Raw genomic sequence first — 25,943 nt, 5'->3', positions numbered from 1 at the left:
CTCGCAGCGATGAGGATATTAAGGGGGAACTTATAAAATGGCAAAGGCGTATGAAGCGGCAGGAGTCAATATTGAAGCGGGTTATGAAGCCGTTGAACGGATGAAGAAGCATGTAAGCCGGACGAACCGTGCTGGTGTGATGGGCGCTCTTGGCAGCTTTGGCGGCATGTTTGATTTATCTGCTGTTAATGTAAAAGAGCCTGTATTAGTGTCCGGTACAGATGGAGTCGGAACAAAGCTGAAGCTCGCATTCATGATGGACCGCCATGACACAATCGGTATTGATTGCGTGGCAATGTGTGTGAATGACGTAATCGTTCAAGGAGCAGAGCCGCTTTATTTCCTTGATTACATTGCCTGCGGCCAAGCTTTGCCTGAAAAAATCGAGCAAATCGTTAAGGGAGTTGCTGACGGCTGTGAACAAGCTGGCTGCGCATTAATCGGCGGGGAAACAGCAGAAATGCCGGGAATGTACAGCGATGGAGAGTATGATATCGCTGGCTTCACAACAGGCGTCGCTGAGAAGAGCAAGCTGATTACAGGAGAGACGATTCAAGAAGGAGATGTGCTTATTGGCTTGCCATCAAGCGGTGTGCACAGCAATGGATTTTCGCTCGTTCGCAAAGTCTTTTTTGAGCAACATGGTCTTCAACCAGAAGCCGAATTAGAAGAGCTATCAGCTCCTCTTGGGGAAGTACTGCTTACACCAACAAAGATTTACGTAAAACCAGTTCTCGAAGTATTGAAGAAGATGGAAGTCAAAGGAATGGCTCATATAACAGGCGGCGGCTTCATTGAAAATATTCCGCGTGCATTGCCGGAAGGACTAGGAGCAGTGATTACCGAAGGGACATGGGACATTCCGGAGATTTTCTATGCCTTAAAAGCGTACGGTAAACTTGATGAGAAGGAAATGTATAATATTTTCAACATGGGGATTGGATTAGTGATGATCGTATCTGCTTCAGAAGAGGAACAGGCCAAACAGCTGATTGAAAAAGCCGGGGAGAAAGCTTACACAATCGGTCGGGTCATCGCAGGTGAAGGAGTTCAATTCGAATCATGAAAAAAGAGGGGAAAAGCTGTATCGCTCTGTTTGCATCCGGCAGCGGGAGTAATGTTCAGGCGATCGCAGAAGCTGTTCAAACAGGGGAAATTCCGGCTCACATTGCGTTGTTAGTGTGTGACCAGCCGGATGCATATGTGATCAAGCGTGCGGAACAATTAAATATTCCAGTGTTTTCTTTTCGTGCAAAAGAATATGCGTCTAAAGCAGAATTCGAGCAAGAAATCGTTCATAGACTCCGGGAAGCCGGAGTTGACTTTATTTTTCTGGCAGGGTATATGCGTTTGATTGGAGAAACACTTTTGCATGCTTATCGTGGCAAAATAGTAAACATTCATCCTTCTTTGCTCCCTGCTTTCCCAGGGAAAGATGCCATTGGCCAGGCTTTTAATGCTCAGGTGAAGATAGCCGGAGTGACGGTTCACTTTGTAGATGAGGGAATGGATACAGGGCCCATCATTGATCAGGAAAGTGTGCGGATGGCGGAGGATGAGACAAGGGAATCATTGCAGAGAAAAATTCAAGAAGTGGAGCATGAACTGTACCCGCGGGTTATTAAAAAACTTTTAACTGAAGCAGTTATGGAGGGAATAACGGAATGAAAAAACGCGCTTTACTCAGTGTATCGGATAAAAGCGGTATCGTAGATTTTGCAAGAGAATTAATAGCGTTGGACTTTGAAATTGTTTCAACAGGCGGAACAAAGAAAATGATCGCAGAAGCAGGTTTGCCTGTTATGAGTGTCAGTGACGTAACAGGGTTTCCTGAAATTCTTGAGGGGCGCGTAAAAACGTTAAACCCATTTATTCACGGGGGCTTGCTTGCTAAAAGAGGCGAGGCAGATCATGCAAGACAGCTGGAAGAACAAAAAATTACTCCCATTCACCTTGTTTGTGTGAATTTATATCCATTCCAACAAACGATTGCTAAGCCGGATGTGACAGTGGATGACGCGATTGAAAATATTGATATCGGCGGGCCGGCTATGCTGCGTGCTTCTGCCAAAAACCATGAATACGTAACGGTTCTTGTCGATTCTGCTGATTATGAAACAGTATTAGCAGAATTGAAATCAGCTGGAGATACGACGAAAGAAACGAGAAGAAAGCTAGCCGCAAAAGTATTCCGTCATACCGCTGCTTATGATGCGATGATTGCCAGCTACATGACCAAACTAACCGATGAAAAACAACCAGAAAAAATGACATTTACATATGAATTAAAGCAGCCGCTTCGTTATGGAGAAAACCCTCACCAGCAAGCTGCTTTTTACGAACAGCCGCTTGGCTCTGCTTTTTCGATTGCACGCGCTAAACAGCTTCATGGAAAAGAGCTTTCATACAATAACATTCGCGATGCGGATGCCGCTTTGCAAATTGTTAAAGAATTCTCTGAGCCGGCAGCTGTAGCTGTTAAGCATATGAATCCATGTGGTGTTGGCGTGGGCAGCACGATCCAAGAAGCCTATGAGCGTGCTTACGAAGCAGATCCGACTTCAATTTTTGGAGGGATTGTCGCTTTGAATCGTCCTATAGATGGGGCATTAGCTGAAAAGCTGCATGAAATCTTCCTGGAAATCATTATTGCACCGGAATTTACAGAAGAAGCACTGGCTGTATTAACAGCGAAGAAAAATATCCGTCTCTTAACGCTGTCATTTGATGAAGGAAACGACAAAGAGAAAGTATTAACATCTGTAGAAGGAGGCTTGCTCGTTCAAGATCTTGATCTTCATTCATTGGAGGATGCTGATCTTCGTGTTGTTACAAAACGAGAGCCGACGGAAGAGGAATGGGCCGCATTAAAGCTTGGCTGGAAAGTTGTAAAGCATGTGAAGTCTAATGCGATCGTTGTAACAGATGATAAGATGACACTTGGTGTTGGGGCAGGACAAATGAACCGTGTGGGTGCAGCGAAAATCGCGCTGGAACAGGCTGGAGAAAAAGCAAACGGTGCAGCTCTCGCTTCTGATGCGTTCTTCCCAATGAATGATACGGTAGAAGCGGCAGCAAAAGCCGGTATTACAGCGATCATTCAGCCAGGCGGCTCGATTAAAGATGAAGATTCCATTAAAAAAGCAGATGAATACGGCATTGCGATGGTCATGACCGGTATTAGACATTTTAAACATTAATCAAGAGGGGAGGAACGAAGATGAACGTTCTTGTTGTTGGCCGTGGAGGCAGAGAACATGCAATCTGCAAGAAACTTTCGGAAAGCCCGCAAGTGCAGAAAGTCTTTTGTGCACCAGGCAATGCCGGGATTGCCCAGGATGCAGAAATAGTAGAAATTGATGAAATGAATTTTACAGCTTTGAGCGAATTTGCCCTTAGCGAGAATATTGGGTTGACGATCATTGGGCCTGAAAATCCGCTTTCTGCTGGGATTGTCGACCATTTTCAAGAAAAAGGCTTAAAGGTATACGGGCCTAATAAAGCAGCGGCAGAACTTGAAGGAAGCAAGTCTTTTGCTAAGATGATGATGGGAAAATATAATATTCCGACCGCTCGCTATGCCTCTTTTGACCATTACGAAGAAGCAAAAGCTTATATCGAGGAACAGGGAGCCCCGATTGTTCTCAAAGCAGACGGACTTGCAGCTGGAAAAGGTGTAACAGTAGCCATGACCATAGAAGAGGCACTTACCGCTCTTGAAGAGATGATGGTCGCTAAAAAGTTTGGCGAGGCCTCTTCAAAATTAGTCATTGAGCAGTATCTTGAAGGGGAAGAGTTTTCTCTAATGGCGTTTGTGAACGGCGAACACGTGTATCCCATGGAAGCAGCTCAGGATCATAAGCGGGCATTTGACAATGATGAAGGTCCAAACACGGGCGGCATGGGCGCTTATTCACCGATCCCTCATATTTCAGCAGATGTAATTGAGCAGTCAGTTCAGGAAATTCTTCTTCCCATTGCTAAAGGAATGGCAGCGGAAGGACGCCCATTCACGGGTATCATTTTTGCAGGGCTAATGCTGACGAAAGAAGGACCGAAAACAATCGAATTCAATGCTCGTTTTGGTGATCCAGAGACACAAGTGGTGTTGCCTCGGCTTGAATCCGATCTTATCCAGGTTTTTCTCGATGTGCTTGCTGGAAAAGACCCTGAATTGAAATGGAAAGACGATGCGGTGCTGGGTGTTGTGCTGGCATCAGATGGTTATCCGGAAAGCTATGAAAAAGGCCATCCGATTAAAGGTCTTGAAAAAGTAGATTCTGCTGCTGTCCTGCATGCAGGAACCTTTAAAGATGAAGCAGGAACCATTTGTGCGAATGGCGGCCGAGTGCTCCTTGTAACAGGAATTGCTCCGTCTATCCAAGAGGCGAGACAAGAGGCTTATAAAAAAATGAACAATATTCAAACGGATCATTTTTTCTATCGAAAAGATATCGGCAGCCGAGCTATTGCCGAATCAGTAAAGTAATGGCTGTAAAAACAAGACCCTTTTCAAGGGTCTTGTTTTTATATCTAATAAAGTTTTCGTGTTTGTGAAAGGTCTCTAGTGGAAAGTAATGATAATGGATCATACAAAATGGAAAGGCGGATTGTTATGTTTCATTATACAAAAATGGTCTCCATCCCTTTAGAAGAGGCCGTTACGAAGCTGGAGAGCTCTTTAAAAAGCGAGAAATTTGGGGTGCTATGGCAGTTTAACATCCAGGAGAAGCTGCAGGAAAAAGGAGTAGAGTTTAATAAGAAGTTTATTGTGCTTGAAGTATGTAATCCACAGGAAGCTAAGAAAGTATTAGAGGAAGAAAACTTGGCAAGCTACTTTCTGCCATGTAAAATAGTCGTTTATGAAGAAAATGGCCAGACGAAAATTGGCATGCCAAGGCCAACAGTTTTAATTTCTCTGCTTGAGAATGACAAGTTAAAAGAAGCGGCAAAGGATATTGAAGAAAGGTTGATTGGCTGCATGGATGCTATTTAGTAAAAGGAAGCCTTATTTTTAAAAATAAGAATACCGCTCAGAAGGATAACTCCTTCTGTTTTTCTTTGTTTCCTAACAGTGATTAGAATCTATTTTGTAGGAAAATAAATTGCTTTTATTAGAGCAATTTAAAGAGAATTAGAGGTAAAAAATGGCTTATATATAAAGGGAAGAAGCTGTATGAAACAGCATGTTTAATTTTTCACATATTGTTCAAAAAAAATCTAATTCTTTAATGCTTTAAACTGTGAAATATGTTAAGATAACACTAATCTAAAATACGGGATGATAGCTTCCTTTCAGGAGGGGTGTTTAGATAAATGTTAGAACAAAGACATCAATGGAAGAACAAACAATTAAGAGAACATGTAGCAGTAGTCAACGGTGAAATTTCTCCGACGCTAGTGCTGAAAAATGCCCGCTTTTTGCATTCCGTGCTAAAGCAGTGGGTGACTGCGAATATATGGATTTATGAAGATCGCATCGTCTATGTCGGAGAAGAACTGCCACAAAACAATACAGGCGAAGTGTATGATTGCAGTGGTAAAACGCTTGTTCCAGGTTATATTGAACCGCATGTGCATCCGTTTTTACTTTATAATCCTCAAAGTTTCGCTGAGTATGCAGCGAAAACAGGAACAACGACGTCTATTAATGATAACTTAATGTTATTTTTAGCATTAGAAGAAAAGAAAGCGTTTTCTTTGTTAGAGGAATTCCGGTCACTGCCTGTTAGCATGTATTGGTGGTGCCGCTATGATGGACAGACAGAATTAGCCAATGAAGAAGAAGTCGTCTCGAATGTAGCCGTTAAATCTTGGATTGAGCATGATGCCGTAGTTCAAGGCGGTGAATTAACAGGCTGGCCGAAGCTGTTGGCAGGCGATGAGATGATGCTGCATTGGATTCAAGAAACGAAGCGGCTCCGCAAAAGAATTGAAGGCCACTTTCCAGGTGCCTCTGAGAAAACATTAACAAAGATGGCTCTGCTTGGAGCGGACAGTGATCATGAAGCAATGAGCGGCAAGGACATCTATAAGCGGCTGATGGCTGGTTATATGGTCTCTTTACGTCATTCATCGATTCGTCCTGACCTTGAAGGGCTGCTTCAAGACATGAGAGAGATGGGCCTTAACCAATACGACATGATGATGTTCACAACAGACGGAGCAAGCCCTTCTTTTTACAAAGAAGGAATTTTAGATTGGATGATTGCTAGAGCGATGGAATATGATATTCCAGCCATTGATGCGTATCACATGGCCAGCTACAATGTAGCAAGATATTACCGCATCGACCATTTACATGGCATGATTGCTCCAGGACGGATTGCCAATATTAATATTTTACAAGATGAATTTCATCCTTCTCCAATTTCAGTCCTATCGAAAGGCCAATGGCTGAAAAAAGAAGATGAAGTTCCCTCATTCCCAGCTATTGAGTGGGAGAAGTTTGGCTTTGGCCCGCTTGCTCTAGATTATAACTTGACAGAAGAAGATTTGCAATTTTCCATGCCTTTTGGAATGCAGCTTATGAATAATGTTATTACAAAGCCATATTCACTTGAAAGGGATATGTCGGCAGAAGAAATTTCTACAACAGATGACGAAAGCTTTTTAGTGTTACTTGACCGTCAAGGCAAGTGGCGGGTCAACACGACTCTTAAAGGGTTTACTTCAAAAGTAGAAGGGCTGGCCTCTTCTTTTTCTAACACAGGTGATATTATTTTAATTGGAAAATGTAAAAGAGAAATGGAGAGGGCATTTAATCGGATGAAAGAAATGGGCGGGGGAATCGTTCTTTCAGAAGGTGGAGAAGTTATTTATGAAATTCCGCTGGCGCTCTCTGGATTAATGTCAACAAAACCTTTTGAAGAGGTTATGGAAGAAGAAGAAGAGTTGAAAGGGCTCTTGGTGGAAAGAGGCTATTTATACGATGACCCTCTTTACACATTGTTATTCTTATCGTCTACTCATTTACCATATCTTCGAATTACACCACAAGGAATGTACGACGTCATGAAGAAAACGGTACTCTTTCCGACGATAATGCGTTAAAATAGTAAAGTACAAGAGAATAGATATGGGAGTTTATGTATGAGAAAATGGACCATGCTAGCCTTGTTAGCAGGCGCTTTGCTACTGGGCGGCTGCTGGGGAGAGAAAGAGAAAAAGATAGAAAAAGATAACGAGCGGCAAACGAAGGGACAGAGTTATACGTTTCCTTTAACCGGAAAACAAACAAAAGAACAGTTTGACCAGCGTGCGGTCGCTGTAGTTGTGAATAACCACCCTCAAGCCCGGCCACAAACCGGCCTAGCCGAAGCGGATGTAGTATATGAAGTACTAGTTGAAGGAAATATGACAAGGTTTCTTGCTATTTATCAAAGCGAGCACCCTAAAGAAGTCGGGCCTGTCCGGAGTGCCAGAGATTACTTTATTGACTTAGCTGAAGGGTATGACAGTCTTTTTATTGCCCATGGATACAGTCCAGAAGCAAAAGAGCGGCTTTTCAGTGGAGAAGTTGATCAAATAAACGGCATCCAGCATGATAAAACGATTTTTACAAGGGATTCTTCCCGGAAGGCACCACACAATTCTTATGTCCAGTTCGATAAGATGTATGAAGAGGCAAAAGAAAAAGGCTATGAACTCAACGATATGCCAGACCGATTGAATTTCTTAAAGTCGTCGGATGTAACAGAGGGGGCTGAGCAAAAAGCATCATCTGTTCGTGTTGTTTATTCAAGCAATCCTGCTTTTCAAGTAGAGTATAGATATAATGCTGATAAGAAAAGCTATGAGCGATTTGTCGGTGGAGAGCAGCAGTTTGATCGTGAGTCAAAAAGAGCCATTCGTGCCGCTAACGTGCTTATCATTGAAGCGGGGCATCGCGTGACAGATGGAGAGGGACGGCTTGATATCGATTTATCTTCCGGTGGAAATGCGTATCTCGTGCAAAATGGAGTGGTTCATACAGCAGAATGGTCAAACGTAGAGGGACGGATCTTGCCTTTCAAAGATGGTTCACCGATGGGATTTGCGAAAGGGAAGACGTGGATTAATATTATTCCTGCTTCTAAAGGATTAGACAAGATGGTAAATTTAGGAAATAATTAGAAAAGGGGTTTGACACTTAATATGCAAATTGAAAAACTGCGCGGAAGGGAATTGGATCAGTTATTTGAAGCGATTCTCACACTTCGTAATTTAGAAGAGTGTTATTTATTTTTCGATGATCTTTGCACGGTGAACGAAATTCAGTCTCTCGCCCAACGTTTGGAAGTAGCACGCATGCTGAAAGAAGGAAAAACCTATCATAAAATTGAAAGCGGAACGGGTGCATCCACTGCTACCATTTCACGGGTGAAGCGTTGCCTTAACTACGGAAACGATGCGTACCAGCTTGTTTTAGATCGATTAAAAGAAAAAGAAAATTTGAAAGAACAGCAATAATGGGGTCTGACCCCCACCGCATTAATAGGTTAATGCGATGGGGGTCAGACCTTTGTTTTAGCATAGAGGAACAAATGTTATAATGATGGGGTGCAAATTTGCGAATAGCAAAAGCGCGGATAAAAGAATGGAGGAAATTGCTAGATGTATGATGTGCGTGAATGGCGTCATGTGTTTAAGTTAGATCCGAATAAGGAGATAGATGACTCCGTGTTAGAACAAGTATGTGAGTCAGGGACAGATGCTGTTATAATCGGCGGCAGTGATGGAGTTACTTTGGATAACGTATTAAATTTAATGGCGCGTATCCGCCGTTACACCGTACCGTGCGTACTCGAGGTGTCCACGATTGAATCGATTACCCCGGGTTTTGATTTGTATTTTATCCCCACGGTGCTAAATAGTAGAAATACAGAGTGGGTGACAGGGCTTCATCATCAGGCAGTGAAAGAGTACGGAGAGCTGATGGAGTGGGAAGAAATTTACATGGAAGGCTATTGTATTGCCAATCCCGATTGTAAAGCAGCAGCCTTAACAGAAGCCAAAGCGCCGCTTGAGATAGAAGACATTACAGCTTATGCGATGATGGCGGAGAGAATGTTTCAGCTGCCGCTGTTTTATTTAGAATATAGCGGTACATATGGCGATTTAGCCGCCGTAAAAGCCGTACGTGAGACGCTTGAAAAAACGGTTTTCTTTTATGGCGGAGGGATTACAGGCCCTGAGCAGGCAAAGGAAATCGCTCAGTATGCAGATGTCATTGTCGTTGGGAATGCCGTGTATGAAAATGTAGATAAAGCTATTGAAACAGTCACAGCAGTGAAAAATCAGATATAATAGGAACGAACGTTCTAATAGGCGGTGAAAGTATAATGCAGTTTTTAACTGAGAAGCTATTAACAGGTTTGAATAAACAGCAGCAGGAAGCTGTTAAAACAACGGAAGGACCGTTATTGATCATGGCAGGGGCAGGGTCTGGCAAGACGAGGGTGTTAACACATCGGATTGCGTACCTGATGGTGGAAAGGGGCGTTAATCCTTATAATATCCTCGCGATTACCTTTACGAATAAAGCAGCGCGGGAAATGAGAGACCGGATCGGAGCATTGCTCGGCGGAGCGGCAGAAGAAGTGTGGATCTCCACGTTCCACTCGGCTTGCGTCCGTATTTTACGGCGGGATATCGATCGGATTGGCTACAACCGTAACTTCACAATTTTAGATACAACAGACCAGCAGTCAGTTATTAAAGGGATCTTAAAAGAGAAAAACCTTGACCCCAAAAAGTTTGATCCCCGTGCCATTCTGGCAGCGATCAGTTCGGCAAAGAATGAATTAATTGATCCCGAGACATTCGCTAAGCGACAAGGCGGTTACATGGATCAAATCGTGAGTGAAGTATACACTGAGTATCAAAGACGCTTGAAGAAAAATCAGGCACTTGATTTTGACGATTTAATTATGGTGACCATTCAACTATTTCAACGAGTTCCGGAAGTGTTGGAGTTTTATCAGCGGAAATTTCAGTACATTCATATCGATGAGTATCAGGATACAAACCGGGCTCAATATATGTTAGTCAAACTGTTAGCAAGCCGCTTTCAGAATTTGTGTGTAGTCGGAGATTCTGATCAAAGTGTATACGGCTGGCGGGGAGCAGACATTGCTAACATTCTTTCTTTTGAAAAAGACTACCCGCAGTCTCGCTCGATCTTCCTTGAACAAAATTATCGGTCAACGAAGCGGATTTTACATGCGGCCAATGAAGTGATTAAAAACAATTTTAATCGGAAGCCGAAAAACTTATGGACGGAAAATGCAGATGGATGCAATATTTCCTATTTCCGGGGTGACACACAGCAAACGGAAGCACAGTTTGTTGCCGGAAAGATTCAAGAATTAACAGCCAGCGGCAAACGAAAGCGATCAGACATTGCGATTTTATATCGTACGAATGCTCAATCGCGTGTAATAGAAGAAGTATTGATGAAGTCGAATATTGATTACAACATCGTGGGCGGCACCAAGTTCTACGACCGTAAGGAAATTAAGGATTTGCTGGCCTATTTACGGCTCATCGCTAATCCGGCAGATGACATTAGCTTACAGCGTATTATTAATGTGCCAAAGCGTGGACTAGGTTCAACGTCTCTTGATAAAATATCACGGTACGCTCAAGATAATGATTTGACGATGTATGAAGCTTTAGCAGAAGCCGACTTTATTGGAATTAGCAGCAAGGCGGCAAAGACGGCCCTGGAATTCCGCAGACTGATTGAAACGTACACTCAGCAGCAGGAATATCTTTCGGTCTCTGAGCTGGTCGAAGAAGTACTAGAGCGCACCGGTTACCGTGACATGCTAAAAGCAGAAAAGACCATTGAAGCACAAAGCAGACTAGAGAACATTGAAGAGTTTCTTTCCGTTACAAAGAACTTTGAAGACAACAGCGAAGATAAAAGTTTAGTTGCTTTTCTTACGGATTTAGCCCTTGTGGCGGATATTGATGAAGTAGGCAAAGAGGAAAAAGTGCAGGATTCCGTTGTTTTAATGACGCTTCATTCTGCCAAAGGATTAGAGTTTCCAGTCGTCTTTTTAATGGGAATGGAAGAAGGCGTGTTCCCTCATAGCCGGTCTTTGATGGACGAAAATGAAATGGAAGAAGAAAGACGTTTGGCTTACGTTGGGATTACGAGAGCAGAGGAAGAACTGTACTTAACGAATGCTCAAATGCGGACCTTGTATGGACGAACTAATATGAACCCTGTATCGCGGTTTATTAGTGAAATTCCGGCTGATTTAATTGATGACTTGGCAGCAAGCAAAAAGGTCAACACATCATTCGGTTTGAAAACACAGCCTGCCCGCCGTCCGGTCACACGTCCGCAAATTAAAACAGCCAGCATAGAATCTGATTGGAAGGTTGGCGACAAAGCGACCCATAAGAAGTGGGGAACAGGCACAGTTGTCAGTGTGAAAGGCAGCGGAGAAAGCATCGAGTTAGATATCGCTTTTCCAAGCCCAATTGGCATTAAACGTCTGCTGGCAGCCTTTGCCCCGATTGAAAAAGCGTAAATGAAGGAGTGGTCAACATGGACTTGCAAGCTGCTGAAAAAAGAGCACAGGAGCTTCATAATCTATTAAATCAGTATAATTATGAATACTACGTGCTGGACCAGCCATCTGTTCCGGATTCGGAGTATGACCGCTTAACACAGGAGCTACTTAAGATAGAAGAAGAGTTTCCTGAACTACAAACCTCTGAGTCGCCTACTCAACGTGTTGGCGGCCAGGTGCTGGACGCGTTTAAAAAAGTGCAGCACAATGTACCAATGTTGAGTCTTGCCAATGCATTCAACGAAGATGACTTGCGGGATTTTGACCGTCGGGTAAGGCAAGCGCTTGATGAAAATAGTTATTCCTATGTATGTGAATTGAAAATTGACGGCCTGGCTGTTTCTTTAAAATATGAAGATGGTTTGTTCGTTCAAGGATCGACACGCGGAGATGGTACAGTCGGTGAGGACATTTCTGCTAACTTAAGAACCATTCGCTCTATCCCTCTGCGCTTAAGAGAGCCATTGACGCTGGAAGTACGCGGCGAAGCCTTCATGCCGAAACAATCTTTTATTGCATTAAATGCCATCCGTGATGAAAAAGGGGAAGAGCCCTTTGCGAATCCCCGCAATGCAGCCGCGGGATCTTTGCGCCAGCTAGACCCGCGCATTGCGGCTTCCCGCAACTTAGATATTTTTCTATACGGCGTAGCCGAAGCAGAAGAACTAGGAGTTAGCACTCACAGTGAAAGCTTAGAGATGTTAGAGCGTCTTGGCTTCAAAACGAATAATGAACGAAAAGTATGCCGTACGATCGATGATGTCATTCAGTATGTTAGCGGATGGGCGGATAAACGGCCTAAGCTGTCTTATGAAATTGACGGGATCGTAATTAAGGTAAATTCACTTGCCCAGCAAAAAGAGCTTGGCACTACGGCAAAAAGTCCGCGCTGGGCGATTGCTTTTAAGTTTCCGGCTGAGGAAGTTGTAACGAAGTTAACGGGTATTACGTTAAGTGTTGGACGAACAGGTGTCGTGACCCCAACGGCTTTATTGCAGCCGGTGAAAGTAGCTGGTACCACGGTCCAAAGAGCGACATTGCATAATGAAGATCTCATTAGAGAGAAAGATATTAAAATTGGCGACTTTGTCGTCATTAAAAAAGCAGGAGATATTATTCCGGAAGTCGTCAATGTGATTGCTGAAAGACGTACAGGCGAGGAAGAAGAGTTTCATATGCCAACGCATTGCCCGGAATGTAACAGTGAACTTGTTCGGCTGGAGGGAGAAGTGGCACTTCGGTGTATTAACCCGCAATGTCCAGCTCAAATACGTGAAGGCATGATCCATTTCGTTTCCCGTAATGCGATGAATATTGACGGCTTAGGGGAAAAAGTGGTGGCTCAGCTGTATAGAAGCGGGCTTGTACATGATGTCTCTGATTTATACAGCCTGACGAAAGAACAGCTCATTCAGCTTGAACGGATGGGGGAAAAGTCAGCAGATAATTTGTTGAAGGCGATTGAAGCGTCCAAAGATAATTCACTGGAGAAACTGTTATTTGGTCTTGGTATCCGCCACGTTGGAGCAAAAGCAGCGAAAACACTAGCCCAGCAATTTGAAACAATGGAAGCACTCGCTCATGCTGACATGGAACAACTAACCGCTATTCACGAAATTGGTGGTAAAATGGCAGAAGCGATCGTCACATATTTTGATCAGCCAGAGGTGGATGAACTCATAACCAAGCTACAAACAGCCGGGGTGAATATGACGTATAAAGGGCCGAAGCTGTCAGCCGTGGAAGCATCCGATTCGTTCTTTGCAGGGAAAACAGTTGTCTTAACTGGTAAGCTGTATGAATTGACTCGCAATGAGGCAAAAGAGAAAATTGAAGCGCTTGGTGGAAAAGTAGCAGGAAGTGTTAGCAAAAATACAGATGTTGTCATTGCCGGTGAAGAGGCAGGTTCTAAATTAGAAAAAGCTCTGCAGTTGGGTGTTGAAGTATGGGACGAACAAAGGCTATTGGATGAACTTAATAAGTAAGAGGTGGCTCTTTTGAATAAAAAAGTATTTTCGGCGGCATTTGCAGCGATGCTTCTTGTCAGTGGTTGTGCGCCGAAATTAGATAAAAAAGAAGAAGTAATTCAGGAAGATGGGAAGCAGGAGAAAGCGATCATTCCAAATTATCAAATCTCCGAGAATTTTTATCGGACGATCGTGCCATTCAAGCCAGGAAAGGCAAGGGGAATGGTTGTCTCGAACCTTAACACACGTTTTGATATTGTAGAGTTTGAAACAGGCTTAATGAGGATCGCCCAGGATAATTTTTCACCGAAAAGTTATTTATTTCAGGAAGGTCAAATGCTCGATAGTGACACGATCAAAGCCTGGCTGCAACGGAAGTATACGGATGAGCAATTAAAAGAGAAGAAGCTTGAATCGAAAGATAACCTCGGCTTAAACCCAATAGATGACGGGAAAGGCTCAGTGGAACAGCGGAATGAAAAAAGCCCCATTTATCTAGCGCACGTTATGGAGCATGATTATCTGACAAAAACAGATAATAATTCACTGCAGTTATCAGGAGCAGTGATTGGTCTTGCCTTAAATTCTGTGCACTATTATACAAAAGAAAAGTACGGAGCTGTATACGATTATAAGATTCCTGATGAAGAAGTGGAGAGAGAAGGCAAAAAAATAGCGGACGAGGTAGCAAAAAGAGTACGGCAGACGAAAGGACTGAAAGATATACCAGTCACAATTGCGCTCTTTAAGCAGGCGCCTCAAAACTCAGTCGTACCTGGCAATTTTATTGCCTATACCCATCTGGATGCTGATGAAGACACGATTAAAGGCTGGGAAAAAGTGAATGAAAAATATTATCTCTTCCCATCGGCAGAAGCGGAAAAAGATCATCGTGATGATACGACTTACTTCTTGAACTTTAAACAGGACGTTGAAAAGTACTTTCAAAACTATAATGGTGTTGTGGGGACAGCACTTTACAATGGTGAAGAACTCGTTGACTTGAGAATTAAGATTCCAATTCAGTTCTACGGAAAAGCAGAAGCGATTGGGTTTACCCAATTCGTAACAGGGCTGATCATGGATCATTTTCCCGCTTATGTCCCAATTGAAGTGACCATTTCTTCAGTAAATGGGCCAGAAGCGCTCATTGTAAAAAAAGCCAATGAGAAAGAACCACAAGTTCATATCTATGAATAACTAAAAGAGGATGTTCTAAAATTTTTATGTTTTAGGACATCCTTTTTTATTTTGATGATTGACACGCCAACACTATCATTTGTTTTTTATCTCTTCTAACAGAGAAATCATCTTTTCATTTTGTTGAATGATGGTTTCGTTTTGTTTTCGCAGCTTTGTAAAGTCAAATAAATAGATCAATAGAATAATGATGACAAGAAACCCCATACCTTCACCTCTGGCTCTGCTTTACTTAAATTTTACCATATTGAAGAAAAATTTTATCAGAAAAGGTTGATATTTCCTGAAAACTGTATTATATATATTAATACAGTTAATACGGTTGGCTGAAAGGAAGCGAAGCGATGTTTACGATTGATACGAGGAGCCGTGTACCGATTTATGAGCAGCTGATGAGCAAGTTAAAGGAATTAATTATTCGTGAGGTGTGGAGGGAAGATGAACAGCTGCCATCGGTCCGGTCGCTTGCCCAGGATTTGACGATTAATCCGAACACGATACAAAAGGCATATCGCGAACTGGAACGAGAAGGCTACATCTATTCCGTTCCGGGAAAGGGAAGCTTTGTCGCCCCTGTGAAAAAAGAAATCAGCGAGGAGCGGATGATGGTGCTGAAAAAAGAGCTAGAGAGAGTAGTAGGGGAAATTTTATTTTTAGGAGTATCCAAAGAGGATGTTATTCGTTTAATTGAAAAAATGGAGATGCCAGAAAGGGAGAACGAGGATGATCACAGCTGAAAAAGTATCAAAGCGGTTCGGGCGCTATGAGGCAGTAAAGGACGTCTCTATCCATGTAAAAAAGGGCTCCATTTATGGACTGCTTGGTTCGAATGGAGCTGGAAAAACAACTTTTTTAAAGATCATAACAGGGATCATTCGTCCGGATCAGGGTTTGACAGAGATTGAAGGAGAGCCTGTGTATGAACGGCCGGAAGTAAAAGAAAGAGCCTTGTTTATTCCAGATCAGCCTTATTTCTTTCAGCAGTCCACACTGATGCAGATGTCTTCGTTTTATAAAGCGGTTTATAAGCGTTGGGATGAAAAGCGATTTCAAAAGCTGCATGAACACTTTGGATTAGATCCTCATGCAAAGCTGTCACGAATGTCAAAAGGGATGCAGCGCCAGGCGGCTTTTATTTTAACGTTGTCGGCGATGCCGGACGTACTTATTCTAGATGAACCGTTTGATGGTCTTGATCCTGTCGTGCGGCAGCAAGTGAAGAATCTGCTGATCCAAGATGTGAGCGAGCGACAAATGACTGTAATCGTTTCTTCGCATAACTTGCGTGAAATGGAAGACTTCTGTGATAGTGTCGGCATCATGCATAAAGGCAGATTACTATTTGAGCGAGAATTAGAAGAATTAAAGACAGATGTTTGCAAAGTGCAAGTCGCTTTTCGGAAATTACCGGATTCATCGTTTCTGGATGGTTTGAACCTTCTTCACTATGAAAAGCGGGGACGTGTACTCATTTGTATTGTCCGCGGACAGGAAGAGGAAATTCACCGGCACGTGCAAGCCTTTGAACCGGCAATATTTGATATTCTGCCGTTAACTCTGGAAGAAATATTTACGTATGAAATGGGGAGTGTCGGCTATGAAATCCGGAACCTTATCGTTTAATAAAGGGCTGTTTCAGCAGCATGCCCGCTCAGTTTTATGGATTAGCATCTTTTTTGCCTTGGCTTTGCTCCTTGTTCTTCCGCTCGGTATGTGGATGATCTATATGAATGCAGAATCAATGGATATTTATCTCCCTCATAAAGGGAAAAACGGAGTATTTACTTTTTCCTACCCGTATCAGTTTATCACTTTCCTTGTTTTCCCTGTGATTACTGGATTAGTTTTAACTAGTTATATGACGAAAAAAGGGTCTTCTGATTTTATGCACAGCCTGCCTTTCAAGCGGGAAACTTTATTAACACATGTATATGCGGCAGGTGGCATCGCATTGATCCTGCCCATTCTATTAACTGGGGCAGTATTAGTGATCATCCATCCATTTATGACGCCGCCGCTTTATACAATGGGGAATATTGTTGGCTGGATTGGCATTTCATTGCTAATTGTCTTATTCATGTTTACTGTTACTATTTTTGTTGGCTTATTTATCGGCTCAACCTTGATTCAAGGAGTCATGGCTTACGGCATTCTCATTTTGCCGGGAGCACTGATTATGCTTGCTTTAGGCAACGCCCGCTTTTTCATTAACGGATTAGCGGCAGACGCTTATATCGATAGGGTCATGACGAAGGGGATTTTCTTAGTAAGGGCGTCATCTATTACAGAAAAGCCATTCAGCAGTTTAGAGCTGGCTTTATATATTGGATTGATCGTTCTGCTCATTGCTGTTTCCTATTTTATTTATAAAATACGGCCAGCAGAGGCTGTTGATGAGACGATAGCATTTCCTTTCTTTCGCTCTTTGTTCATTTTCAGTCTTACCCTATTTGTTATGCTTGCAAGCGGACTGTACTTTGCGGAGTTTTTGAATGGGGCATTTGGCTGGACACTGTTTGGCTATGCAATCGGTGCATTCGTTGGTTATACGATTATGCAAATGATTGTCCAGAAAACCTTGCGTCTTTCATGGCCGTGGAAGGGGTTTGTTCTGTATGCCGCCGCTGTTATCGTTTTGCTGATACCGACAGCTATTTTGGCGGGTACTTATGAAAAGAAAATTCCGGCAGAAAACGAGATTGCGGCAGTATATGCTGGAGATAGTATTTCTTACGACTCTACGTATCTCCCTGAATCTACAGCTATTGATAAAAAGAGATTTGGAGAAATGAAAGAAAAAGAATCCATCCGTCAAACGATTTCCCTTCATAAACAATTAATGAAGGAAGGGCATCCATCTAAACAGCGAAATTATCAAGTTGGCATCGTATATAAGCTGAAAGATGGCAGCCGGATAGACCGGCAATATTATTTAGATGCTGAACAGGTAACGGAAATGACGAAGGAGTTAAGAAGCAATCAAGAATTCAAACAAAAAACGAGCCCCATTTTTGCCATTACTCGTCCTGAAAAAATCAGTTATTTAGCTGTCGCAGACTTTCAAGGAACGAGAGATCTAAGAGTAACAGATCAAGAGGAGATGAAAGGTCTCATCCAAGCTGTAAAAAGGGATACGTTAACGGAAGCATCACGCCGATTTGTCATTTATGACCTTTCTCAAGTTGGCGAAGTGCAGATCTGGTTTACGAACGGGCATATGATGTCTGTCCCAATTTATCTGGACCAGGAACAGACTATGCGTTACATTCATGAAAAGGTTAGAGGCGGAACGAATTTCGCATCAGCTGAACAAGTAGAAGAAGCTTACATTTTAACGACTGATACATCAGATCGCCGCGAACAGCTCATGACGTATATAAATGAAAATTCTTTCAGTGAGAAGGAATCAGAATTGAGTGATATTCCAGTGCCAGCAGAGAAAGTGATGGACTCTGGCCAATTAAAACAATTGTTAGACCCTGCTCATCTGGAACAGGAAGGCAACAAGAGCCTATTAATTAGATGGAAAGGAAATAGACAAGTATCTATTGTAGGGGTAAAAGAATAATAGAGAAACAGCTGCCAAGATCCTTCGGCAGCTGTTTTTAAATTTGTCGAAAGAAAATTTAAAATAGTTTGAAAAAGGGCTTCCATTTTCAAAAACACTGTTATATAATACAAACAACAGATGATAACTGTTTTATAACAACAGGTGATCAACACAAGCAGCGAAGAATGGGGCAATGACAGGCATTAAGGCAAAGAATGCCACTTGAACAAGGGCAGGCTGTTACATAATTTTTTAAAACAGCTATTGCGCTACATTCATAAAAAACATATGGGAGGAATTAAAATGACAAACGAACGCGTACAACAATTACAAGAACAATGGGAAAATGATAAAAGATGGCAAGGGATTACTCGTCCCTATACAGCAGAGGAAGTAATTAAACTACGTGGCTCTATCGACATTGAACATACACTGGCACGCCGCGGAGCAGAAAAATTATGGAACTACTTAAATACAGAGGATTTCATTAATGCTCTTGGTGCTTTAACTGGAAACCAGGCTGTCCAACAAGTAAAAGCAGGCCTGAAAGCTATTTACTTGAGCGGCTGGCAAGTAGCGGCAGATGCCAACCTTTCCGGTCATATGTACCCAGACCAAAGCTTATACCCTGCGAACAGCGTTCCGAGTGTAGTCAAGCGCATTAATCAAGCGTTACAACGTGCTGACCAAATCGCTCACATGGAAGGTGACGATTCCATTGATTACTTTGCGCCGATCGTAGCGGATGCCGAAGCTGGATTCGGCGGCCAGTTGAACGTGTTTGAATTAATGAAAGGCATGATCGAAGCGGGTGCAGCAGGCGTTCACTTCGAAGATCAGCTTTCTTCAGAGAAAAAATGTGGCCATTTAGGCGGAAAAGTTCTCCTTCCAACAAAAACAGCCGTGAAAAACTTGATTGCGGCCCGCCTTGCAGCAGACGTTATGGGAACACCAACTATTCTAGTTGCTCGTACAGATGCTAATGCCGCCGATTTAATCACAAGCGACTTTGACCCAGCGGATGCTCCATTCATTACGGGCGAGCGCACACCAGATGGTTTCTATCGTACAAAAGCTGGTCTTGACCAAGCGATTGCTCGCGGCCTTGCTTATGCTCCATATGCAGACCTTATCTGGTGTGAAACATCTGAGCCAAATCTTGAAGAAGCGCGCCGCTTTGCTGAAGCGATTCATGAGCAATTCCCTGGAAAAATGCTTGCTTACAACTGCTCGCCTTCTTTCAACTGGAAAGCAAAACTTGACGATGAGACGATCGAAACGTTCCAAGTGGAGCTTAGCAAAATGGGTTACAAGTTCCAATTCGTTACACTTGCTGGCTTCCATTCTTTGAACCACAGCATGTTCAAATTGGCGCTTGGTTACAAGGATCGCGGCATGGGCGCTTACTCGGAGCTGCAACAAGCCGAGTTCGATTCAGAAAAAGATGGTTACACAGCTACACGTCACCAGCGTGAAGTTGGTACTGGCTACTTTGACCAAGTATCCATGGTTGTTTCTGGCGGTGAATCTTCTACAACAGCCCTAAAAGGCTCAACAGAGGAAGAACAATTCCAAACACAAGCTTAATATACTGAACTGCCTCCAGCATATTGGAGGCAGTTTTTTGTGTTGAATATAAGCAATAGTTGTTAATTTTGAACAAACTAGCGAAAACAGTAGAGAAAAGAGAGATTCTTTTACGCAGAAGCTATTTGAATAATAGAAAGCGTGATAAAATAAAGGCTGGAGAAATCCTTTAGAATATTGCTACTAAGCGTTCATATTTGATAAGATGAATAGTATTGTGATCGTTTTATATTTTTCTTGGAGGTGAAGGAAATTGTCACGAATTTCCGAAGAGCAAGTTAGACACGTCGCTCATCTTGCGCGTCTGGCTATAACAGACGAAGAGGTAGAAACATTTACAGCTCAGCTTGATAGCATTATCCAATTCGCTGAACAGCTGAATGAACTAGATACAACTGGGGTAAAACCAACGTCACACGTGTTGGATATGAAAAATGTATTGCGTGAAGACAAGTCCGAACCAGGATTGCCGCGCGAGGAAGTATTGAAAAATGCTCCGGATCACGAAGATGGGCAAATCCGCGTTCCGGCAATCATTGAGTAAGGAGAGAACAACATGTCATTATTTAATCATACATTGACGGAGCTTCATGACCTTTTACATAAGAAAGAAGTATCCATTCCTGATTTAGTGGATGAATCTTATAAAAGAATTAGCGAAGTAGAAGATAAAGTAAAGGCTTTTATCACATTAGATGAAGAAAATGCCCGTAAGCAGGCAGAAGCGCTACAAGCAAAAGTTGGCACAGATGAAGCTAAAGGCCTTCTATTCGGAATGCCAATTGGAATTAAAGATAATATTGTAACAAAAGGACTGCGCACAACGAGCGGCAGCCAAATTTTAAATAACTTCGATCCAATTTATGATGCAACGGTGATGAACAAGCTTCACGAAGCCCAAGCCATTACGATTGGAAAGTTAAACATGGATGAATTCGCGATGGGATCTTCGACAGAAAACTCTAGCTACCAAAAGACAGCGAACCCATGGGATTTAAGCAGAGTGCCAGGTGGTTCATCAGGCGGTTCAGCTGCAGCGGTTGCAGCAGGGGAAGTACCATTCTCACTAGGTTCTGATACAGGTGGTTCCATCCGCCAGCCAGCCGCTTTCTGTGGTGTTGTTGGGTTAAAACCGACATATGGCCGTGTTTCTCGTTTTGGTTTGATTGCTTTTGCCTCTTCTTTAGATCAAATTGGGCCGATTACACGTAATGTAGAAGATAATGCTCGTTTGCTTGAAGCCATCTCTGGTTTAGATCCAATGGATGCGACTTCTGCAAATGTACCGGTCGATACGTATTCTGGTGCCTTAACGGGCGATATCAAAGGCTTAAGAATTGCTGTGCCAAAAGAGTACCTTGGCGAAGGTGTCTCAGAAGACGTGCGTCAATCTGTGTTAGATGCATTAAAAGTATTAGAAGGTCTCGGTGCTACATGGGAGGAAGTGTCTCTTCCACATTCTAAATATGGATTAGCTACTTATTATTTATTGTCTTCTTCAGAAGCGTCTTCTAACCTTGCACGTTTTGACGGTATTCGTTACGGCTACCGTACTGAAAATGCAGAAAATTTGATTGATCTTTACAAAAAGACACGTGCAGAAGGCTTTGGTGATGAAGTAAAACGCCGCATTATGCTCGGCACATTCGCTTTAAGCTCTGGCTACTACGATGCTTACTATAAAAAAGCTCAACAAGTACGTACATTGATTAAAAAAGACTTTGAAGACGTATTTGAAAACTATGACGTCATTATCGGACCAACAACACCGACACCAGCTTTTAAAATTGGTGAAAATATTGATGATCCGTTAACGATGTATGCGAACGATATTTTAACAATTCCGGTAAACCTTGCAGGGGTTCCGGGAATTTCCGTGCCATGTGGATTCTCAGGCGGTATGCCGCTGGGTCTGCAAATTATCGGCAAGCACTTTGATGAGAAAACTGTCTATCGTACGGCTTATGCATACGAGCAGGCAACTAATTTTCATCAACAGAAACCATCGCTGTAAGGGGTGACACACATGAACTTTGAAACGGTTATTGGGCTAGAAGTCCACGTAGAGCTAAAAACAGAATCCAAAATCTTTTCTTCTGCTCCCGCTCATTTCGGAGCAGAACCAAATACGAATACAACGGTCATCGATCTTGCTTATCCGGGTGTGCTCCCTGTTTTAAATAAGCAGGCAGTCGAGTTTGCAATGAAAGCGGCCATGGCGTTAAACTGTGAGATCAACACAGAAACAAAATTTGACCGCAAAAACTATTTTTATCCAGACAATCCGAAAGCCTATCAAATTTCGCAGTTTGATAAGCCAATCGGTGAAAATGGCTGGATTGAAATTGAAGTAAATGGCGAAAAGAAAAAAATCGGCATTACGCGTCTTCACTTAGAAGAGGACGCTGGGAAATTAACACATTCCCGAAACGGTTATTCGCTCGTTGACTACAATCGTCAAGGTACACCGCTCGTTGAAATCGTCTCTGAGCCGGACATCCGCACGCCTGAAGAAGCGTATGCGTATCTTGAAAAATTAAAATCCATCATCCAATATACAGAAGTATCCGACTGTAAAATGGAAGAAGGCTCCCTTCGCTGTGATGCGAATATTTCCCTTCGTCCATACGGTCAAGAAGAGTTCGGTACAAAAACAGAATTGAAAAACTTAAACTCTTTCAACTTTGTTCGTAAAGGGTTAGAGTATGAAGAAAAACGCCAGGCAGATGTATTGTCTTCCGGCGGTGTCATCGAACAGGAAACACGTCGCTTTGATGAAGCAACAGGCAAAACATTGCTTATGCGCGTAAAAGAAGGCTCCGATGATTATCGTTATTTCCCTGAGCCAGACCTCGTTGAATTGTACATTGATGACGAGTGGAAAGAGCGTGTTCGCGCCTCGATTCCAGAATTGCCGGATCAACGGAAAGAGCGTTATATGAATGAACTTGGCCTGCCAGCACATGACGCGAACGTGTTAACAATTACAAAGGAAATGTCTGACTTTTTCGAAGCGACTGTGCAAGAGGGAGCTGATCCTAAGCTAGCTTCTAACTGGCTCATGAGCGAAGTATCAGCTTACTTGAACGCAGAAGGCAAAGAGTTAGGAGAAGTTGCCCTGACGCCGAAGAGCCTAGCTGCGATGATCGCTTTAATTGAAAAAGGAACGATCTCTTCTAAGATTGCGAAGAAAGTCTTTAAAGAGCTTGTAGAAAACGGTGGCGATCCAGCGACAATCGTGAAGGAAAAAGGCCTTGTGCAAATTTCCGACGAAGGCGAATTGCTGAAGTTTATTACAGAAGCACTCGATGCGAACCCGCAGTCTATCGAAGACTTTAAAAACGGTAAAAGCAAAGCAGTCGGATTCCTTGTCGGTCAAATCATGAAAGCTTCTAAAGGACAAGCGAACCCATCTGTACTAAACAAATTGCTGCTCGAAGAAATCAAAAAACGCTAAATAGTAAGCCTCTCAAGCTATCTGCTTGGGAGGCTTTTTGTCTGGTTTTTAAATAAAGCGAGCGTGTTTCCAGATATATAGCCGATCATCTAGGATAATACCCATAATTCATGCTCTTCAAGTACTCCCTCTTATCATGTTCTACAGTTACCAACCGTCAGCTTTGTGAATTTCTGTAAATTTCCTGTCCGCAGTTGGCTTATTATCTTCTTTACTTCATGAATTTAACTTGTAAAGGGAAGAACAAAGGGAGAAGATACCTTTTAAACTTTAATTCCTAGTTGACAGATGGGTAATTGGGGGTTAAACTGTATATAACCTATAAAAATAATCGGAATTGAAAGGGGAGCCAAATATGAAAGAACAATTTGCTGTTATCCCGGGAGCGGAATCATTTTACTTTGAGGGAAATGATATTGGGATTTTGCTTTCTCACGGTTTTATTGGAACGCCGCAAAGTGTACAATTTTTAGGAGAGAAGCTTGCAAAACACGGTTTTACAGTTTTGGCTCCTCGTTTGAAAGGGCACGGTACTCATTATCTCGACATGGAGCAGTGCACACATGAAGACTGGTATAAAAGCTTGAAGCAAGGATATTGGCAGTTGAAGAAGCGAGGAAAGAGAGTATTCGTAATGGGGCAATCCATGGGAGGAACCTTGGCGCTTAAGCTTGCTGCTGAATATAAAGATATTGAAGGAATTATCACAATTAATGCCGCTTTATCTCTTCCTGCTTTTGAATATTTAAGAGAAGAACCAGCTCCTCGTTTTATAAAAGAAGGAGCGCCAGATATTAAAGCGGAGAATGTTCATGAAATTACTTATGAAAAAGCGCCAGTCCGGGCGATTCGCGAATTACAGGAATTGATGGCTGAAGCACCAGCTTTGATTCATAACATTGAAGTTCCCGCTCTATGCATTAAATCATTCACCGATCATGTAGTTCCGCCAGAAAATACCGTGTTTATTTACCGAGCACTCGCAGCCAAAAACAAACGGCTTGTGACCCTGCCAAACTCTTATCACGTCGCGTCGTTGGATCATGACAAAGAGTTGATTGTTGAGCAGGCAGCTCGTTTTATCCGTACTTACGCTACGGTTCATTCTTATGTTGCTGTAAAATAACCTAGTCCAAACACCTCTCTGCCACAGAGAGGTGTTTTATTTTGGTTTCCTGCCGCATAAAAAGAGGTAAATACAAAAAGATAAAATAAAGAGGTGAAGATGATGAGGAAAGGTTTAGGACCACTAGCTATTATTGCCATTATCGTTGTAGTGCTAGCAGCCATGCTGATCCCAAGTTACAATGGCATGGTTGAAAGAGAAGAAAATGTCGATCAAGCTTATGCACAGGTCGAGAATCAACTGCAGCGAAGAATGGATTTAATTCCGAACTTAGTGAATACGGTAAAAGGATTTGCCAGTCATGAAAAAGAAGTGTTAAAAAACGTTTCGGATGCTCGTGCCAAGCTGGCTGGAGCCGGTTCTCCCAAAGAGCAGGCTGAGGCGAATGACGAGTTATCAGGAGCATTGAGCCGTTTACTGGTCGTTGTTGAAAACTATCCGCAGTTAAAAGCGGATGCTAATTTCAGACAACTAATGGATGAACTGGCCGGAACGGAAAATAGATTAGCTGTTGCCCGACAAGATTATAACGCTGAAGTAGCGACCTATAATAAAAAAATCAAGCGATTTCCTGGTTCCTTGATGGCAGGCATCTTTGGATTTGATGAGAAAGAATACTTTAAAGCCGAGGCAGGAGCAAAGGAAGCGCCAAAAGTAGATTTTGAGGGTGTACAGCAATGATGAAAAAAGCTGCTTTCTTTTTAGCAGCAGCGATTCTTTCTATTCAATCGTTCGTTATGCCCGTTTTGGCGGCACCAGCGCCTCAAGGAGATATTTACGTTCAGGATTTCTCGGGTGTGTTGTCTCCGGAGCAAAAAGCAGAGCTGATCCAGCTAGGGAGGCAGCTTGAAGATGCTACTACCGCTCAGGTTGCTGTGCTGACAGTGCCGACGGCGGAAGGCAAGCCTATCGAACAGTATGCGAATGAAGCCTTTCGGCAGTATGGATTAGGAAGTAAAAAAGAGAATAATGGTGTTCTGCTCGTTCTCACAACCGAAGGCGGCGAAGGAGAAAGAGATATTCGGATAGAAGTCGGTTATGGGCTTGAAGGGGCTTTGCCAGATGGAAAGGTCGGTAGGATTTTAGATGAATATGCTATTCCTTATCTAAAAAATGAAGCACCGGCAGAAGCGATTATGAACACATATAAGGCTTTGTATAACGAAACAGCGGCCGAATACAACTGGAATGGGCAACAGGCGGATGCAAAAGCTTACTCTGCTAATGAAGGAGAAGGGATGAACCCCTTTCTGCTGATTATTATTGCCGTCGTCGTCATTTTTCTTGATATGAGGTTTTTCGGCGGCTTTTTAACCCAAATCTTTTTCGCTATCCTGTCCCGCGGAGGCGGGGGAGGAGGCGGAGGACCCCGTGGCGGTGGCGGAGGTTCTTCGGGCGGCGGCGGTGCCGGCAGAAGCTGGTAATCTAATTAGATTTTAGCGTGAATTCTCATACGAATTCACGCTTTTATTTTTATTGATCATTCAAT

The 25,943-nt window shown here is 42.8% G+C and carries 23 protein-coding genes; 22 read left to right on the top strand and 1 reads right to left on the bottom strand.

Translation table 11 applies throughout. The features are described 5' to 3' along the window. The first annotated feature begins 37 nt into the window (after nt 1-37). The 12 genes from purM to A8F95_RS18075 all read left to right on the top strand — a co-directional run bounded on the left by purM (nt 38) and on the right by A8F95_RS18075 (nt 14,734). Nucleotides 38-1,066, top strand: a complete 1,029-nt coding sequence (gene purM / locus A8F95_RS18130) for a phosphoribosylformylglycinamidine cyclo-ligase (protein WP_065411809.1) — start codon at nt 38-40, stop codon at nt 1,064-1,066. Beyond that, complete coding sequence (purN, locus tag A8F95_RS18125; protein ID WP_065411808.1) at nt 1,063-1,668, top strand: phosphoribosylglycinamide formyltransferase; 606 nt, start codon at nt 1,063-1,065, stop codon at nt 1,666-1,668. Before purM ends, purN begins: the two co-directional genes overlap by 4 nt. Next, nucleotides 1,665-3,200, top strand: coding sequence for a bifunctional phosphoribosylaminoimidazolecarboxamide formyltransferase/IMP cyclohydrolase (gene purH, locus A8F95_RS18120; protein ID WP_065411807.1), 1,536 nt, complete (start codon nt 1,665-1,667; stop codon nt 3,198-3,200). Before purN ends, purH begins: the two co-directional genes overlap by 4 nt. A gap of 20 nt (nt 3,201-3,220) precedes the next feature. Next, nucleotides 3,221-4,489: a phosphoribosylamine--glycine ligase gene (gene purD / locus A8F95_RS18115; protein WP_065411806.1), complete on the top strand. Its 1,269-nt coding sequence runs from the start codon at nt 3,221-3,223 to the stop codon at nt 4,487-4,489. Between the two features lie 126 nt (nt 4,490-4,615). Continuing rightward, complete coding sequence (locus A8F95_RS18110) at nt 4,616-4,996, top strand: DUF302 domain-containing protein (protein ID WP_065411805.1); 381 nt, start codon at nt 4,616-4,618, stop codon at nt 4,994-4,996. Between the two features lie 320 nt (nt 4,997-5,316). Beyond that, nucleotides 5,317-7,053, top strand: coding sequence for an adenine deaminase C-terminal domain-containing protein (locus tag A8F95_RS18105; protein WP_065411804.1), 1,737 nt, complete (start codon nt 5,317-5,319; stop codon nt 7,051-7,053). Nucleotides 7,054-7,092: 39 nt separating this feature from the next. Next, nucleotides 7,093-8,115 carry a DUF3048 domain-containing protein gene (locus A8F95_RS18100; protein ID WP_065411803.1) on the top strand — a complete coding sequence of 341 codons (1,023 nt, stop codon included), beginning with the start codon at nt 7,093-7,095 and terminating at the stop codon, nt 8,113-8,115. A 21-nt stretch (nt 8,116-8,136) separates the two neighbouring features. After that, entirely contained in the window at nt 8,137-8,451 is a 315-nt protein-coding gene (locus A8F95_RS18095; protein ID WP_065411802.1) for a YerC/YecD family TrpR-related protein, read from the top strand. A 144-nt stretch (nt 8,452-8,595) separates the two neighbouring features. Continuing rightward, nucleotides 8,596-9,288 carry a heptaprenylglyceryl phosphate synthase gene (gene pcrB / locus A8F95_RS18090; protein ID WP_065411801.1) on the top strand — a complete coding sequence of 231 codons (693 nt, stop codon included), beginning with the start codon at nt 8,596-8,598 and terminating at the stop codon, nt 9,286-9,288. Between the two features lie 35 nt (nt 9,289-9,323). Then, complete coding sequence (gene pcrA, locus A8F95_RS18085) at nt 9,324-11,525, top strand: DNA helicase PcrA (RefSeq protein ID WP_065411800.1); 2,202 nt, start codon at nt 9,324-9,326, stop codon at nt 11,523-11,525. Nucleotides 11,526-11,542: 17 nt separating this feature from the next. Beyond that, nucleotides 11,543-13,552: an NAD-dependent DNA ligase LigA gene (gene ligA, locus A8F95_RS18080; RefSeq protein ID WP_065411799.1), complete on the top strand. Its 2,010-nt coding sequence runs from the start codon at nt 11,543-11,545 to the stop codon at nt 13,550-13,552. A gap of 12 nt (nt 13,553-13,564) precedes the next feature. Beyond that, on the top strand, nt 13,565-14,734 hold the full coding sequence (locus A8F95_RS18075) for a CamS family sex pheromone protein (RefSeq protein WP_425415020.1): 1,170 nt from the start codon (nt 13,565-13,567) through the stop codon (nt 14,732-14,734). A gap of 75 nt (nt 14,735-14,809) precedes the next feature. Here the strand turns inward: A8F95_RS18075 and A8F95_RS23250 are convergent, their stop codons facing one another. Then, nucleotides 14,810-14,941 (bottom strand): hypothetical protein, encoded by a 132-nt coding sequence (locus A8F95_RS23250; protein ID WP_281181793.1) that lies wholly within the window; start codon nt 14,939-14,941, stop codon nt 14,810-14,812. 137 nt (nt 14,942-15,078) lie between these two features. On the opposite strand from A8F95_RS23250, the gene A8F95_RS18070 reads away from it, so the two are divergent. The 10 genes from A8F95_RS18070 to A8F95_RS18025 all read left to right on the top strand — a co-directional run bounded on the left by A8F95_RS18070 (nt 15,079) and on the right by A8F95_RS18025 (nt 25,878). Beyond that, nucleotides 15,079-15,471, top strand: a complete 393-nt coding sequence (locus A8F95_RS18070; RefSeq protein WP_065411798.1) for a GntR family transcriptional regulator — start codon at nt 15,079-15,081, stop codon at nt 15,469-15,471. After that, nucleotides 15,458-16,357, top strand: coding sequence for an ABC transporter ATP-binding protein (locus A8F95_RS18065; protein ID WP_065411797.1), 900 nt, complete (start codon nt 15,458-15,460; stop codon nt 16,355-16,357). Before A8F95_RS18070 ends, A8F95_RS18065 begins: the two co-directional genes overlap by 14 nt. Then, entirely contained in the window at nt 16,332-18,302 is a 1,971-nt protein-coding gene (locus A8F95_RS18060) for a DUF6449 domain-containing protein (RefSeq protein WP_065411796.1), read from the top strand. The genes A8F95_RS18065 and A8F95_RS18060 overlap by 26 nt, the downstream gene beginning before the upstream one ends. 285 nt (nt 18,303-18,587) lie before the next feature. Continuing rightward, nucleotides 18,588-19,871, top strand: a complete 1,284-nt coding sequence (aceA, locus tag A8F95_RS18055; protein WP_065411795.1) for an isocitrate lyase — start codon at nt 18,588-18,590, stop codon at nt 19,869-19,871. A 253-nt stretch (nt 19,872-20,124) separates the two neighbouring features. Next, nucleotides 20,125-20,415 (top strand): Asp-tRNA(Asn)/Glu-tRNA(Gln) amidotransferase subunit GatC, encoded by a 291-nt coding sequence (gene gatC, locus A8F95_RS18050; protein WP_049660032.1) that lies wholly within the window; start codon nt 20,125-20,127, stop codon nt 20,413-20,415. 12 nt (nt 20,416-20,427) lie between these two features. Continuing rightward, complete coding sequence (gatA, locus tag A8F95_RS18045) at nt 20,428-21,885, top strand: Asp-tRNA(Asn)/Glu-tRNA(Gln) amidotransferase subunit GatA (RefSeq protein ID WP_065411794.1); 1,458 nt, start codon at nt 20,428-20,430, stop codon at nt 21,883-21,885. A gap of 12 nt (nt 21,886-21,897) precedes the next feature. Then, nucleotides 21,898-23,328, top strand: a complete 1,431-nt coding sequence (gatB, locus tag A8F95_RS18040) for an Asp-tRNA(Asn)/Glu-tRNA(Gln) amidotransferase subunit GatB (protein ID WP_065411793.1) — start codon at nt 21,898-21,900, stop codon at nt 23,326-23,328. A gap of 355 nt (nt 23,329-23,683) precedes the next feature. Next, the gene (locus A8F95_RS18035) at nt 23,684-24,454 is read left to right on the top strand and encodes an alpha/beta hydrolase (RefSeq protein ID WP_065411792.1); all 771 of its coding nucleotides are present in this window, start codon (nt 23,684-23,686) and stop codon (nt 24,452-24,454) included. A 102-nt stretch (nt 24,455-24,556) separates the two neighbouring features. Further along, on the top strand, nt 24,557-25,135 hold the full coding sequence (locus A8F95_RS18030; protein ID WP_049660038.1) for a LemA family protein: 579 nt from the start codon (nt 24,557-24,559) through the stop codon (nt 25,133-25,135). Beyond that, nucleotides 25,135-25,878, top strand: coding sequence for a TPM domain-containing protein (locus tag A8F95_RS18025; protein WP_065411839.1), 744 nt, complete (start codon nt 25,135-25,137; stop codon nt 25,876-25,878). The genes A8F95_RS18030 and A8F95_RS18025 overlap by 1 nt, the downstream gene beginning before the upstream one ends. Nucleotides 25,879-25,943 lie beyond the last annotated feature (65 nt).

It is taken from the genome of Pseudobacillus wudalianchiensis, assembly GCF_001685015.1.
Taxonomy (GTDB): Bacteria; Bacillota; Bacilli; order Bacillales; family Domibacillaceae; genus Pseudobacillus; species Pseudobacillus wudalianchiensis.
This window is presented reverse-complemented; position numbering and strand designations above follow the sequence as displayed.

What these genes read in the sequence shown, in the direction of transcription:
- pcrB (WP_065411801.1), top strand. Translation starts at nt 8,596, where the DNA reads ATGTATGATGTGCGTGAATGGCGTCATGTGTTTAAGTTAGATCCGAAT.
- purN (WP_065411808.1), top strand. Translation starts at nt 1,063, where the DNA reads ATGAAAAAAGAGGGGAAAAGCTGTATCGCTCTGTTTGCATCCGGCAGC.
- A8F95_RS18035 (WP_065411792.1), top strand. Translation starts at nt 23,684, where the DNA reads ATGAAAGAACAATTTGCTGTTATCCCGGGAGCGGAATCATTTTACTTT.
- pcrA (WP_065411800.1), top strand. Translation starts at nt 9,324, where the DNA reads ATGCAGTTTTTAACTGAGAAGCTATTAACAGGTTTGAATAAACAGCAG.
- A8F95_RS18105 (WP_065411804.1), top strand. Translation starts at nt 5,317, where the DNA reads ATGTTAGAACAAAGACATCAATGGAAGAACAAACAATTAAGAGAACAT.
- A8F95_RS18065 (WP_065411797.1), top strand. Translation starts at nt 15,458, where the DNA reads ATGATCACAGCTGAAAAAGTATCAAAGCGGTTCGGGCGCTATGAGGCA.
- A8F95_RS18030 (WP_049660038.1), top strand. Translation starts at nt 24,557, where the DNA reads ATGAGGAAAGGTTTAGGACCACTAGCTATTATTGCCATTATCGTTGTA.
- purD (WP_065411806.1), top strand. Translation starts at nt 3,221, where the DNA reads ATGAACGTTCTTGTTGTTGGCCGTGGAGGCAGAGAACATGCAATCTGC.
- gatA (WP_065411794.1), top strand. Translation starts at nt 20,428, where the DNA reads ATGTCATTATTTAATCATACATTGACGGAGCTTCATGACCTTTTACAT.
- gatB (WP_065411793.1), top strand. Translation starts at nt 21,898, where the DNA reads ATGAACTTTGAAACGGTTATTGGGCTAGAAGTCCACGTAGAGCTAAAA.
- A8F95_RS18025 (WP_065411839.1), top strand. Translation starts at nt 25,135, where the DNA reads ATGAAAAAAGCTGCTTTCTTTTTAGCAGCAGCGATTCTTTCTATTCAA.
- A8F95_RS23250 (WP_281181793.1), bottom strand. Translation starts at nt 14,941, where the DNA reads ATGGGGTTTCTTGTCATCATTATTCTATTGATCTATTTATTTGACTTT.
- A8F95_RS18110 (WP_065411805.1), top strand. Translation starts at nt 4,616, where the DNA reads ATGTTTCATTATACAAAAATGGTCTCCATCCCTTTAGAAGAGGCCGTT.
- A8F95_RS18060 (WP_065411796.1), top strand. Translation starts at nt 16,332, where the DNA reads ATGAAATCCGGAACCTTATCGTTTAATAAAGGGCTGTTTCAGCAGCAT.
- ligA (WP_065411799.1), top strand. Translation starts at nt 11,543, where the DNA reads ATGGACTTGCAAGCTGCTGAAAAAAGAGCACAGGAGCTTCATAATCTA.
- A8F95_RS18100 (WP_065411803.1), top strand. Translation starts at nt 7,093, where the DNA reads ATGAGAAAATGGACCATGCTAGCCTTGTTAGCAGGCGCTTTGCTACTG.
- purM (WP_065411809.1), top strand. Translation starts at nt 38, where the DNA reads ATGGCAAAGGCGTATGAAGCGGCAGGAGTCAATATTGAAGCGGGTTAT.
- A8F95_RS18070 (WP_065411798.1), top strand. Translation starts at nt 15,079, where the DNA reads ATGTTTACGATTGATACGAGGAGCCGTGTACCGATTTATGAGCAGCTG.
- A8F95_RS18095 (WP_065411802.1), top strand. Translation starts at nt 8,137, where the DNA reads ATGCAAATTGAAAAACTGCGCGGAAGGGAATTGGATCAGTTATTTGAA.
- aceA (WP_065411795.1), top strand. Translation starts at nt 18,588, where the DNA reads ATGACAAACGAACGCGTACAACAATTACAAGAACAATGGGAAAATGAT.
- purH (WP_065411807.1), top strand. Translation starts at nt 1,665, where the DNA reads ATGAAAAAACGCGCTTTACTCAGTGTATCGGATAAAAGCGGTATCGTA.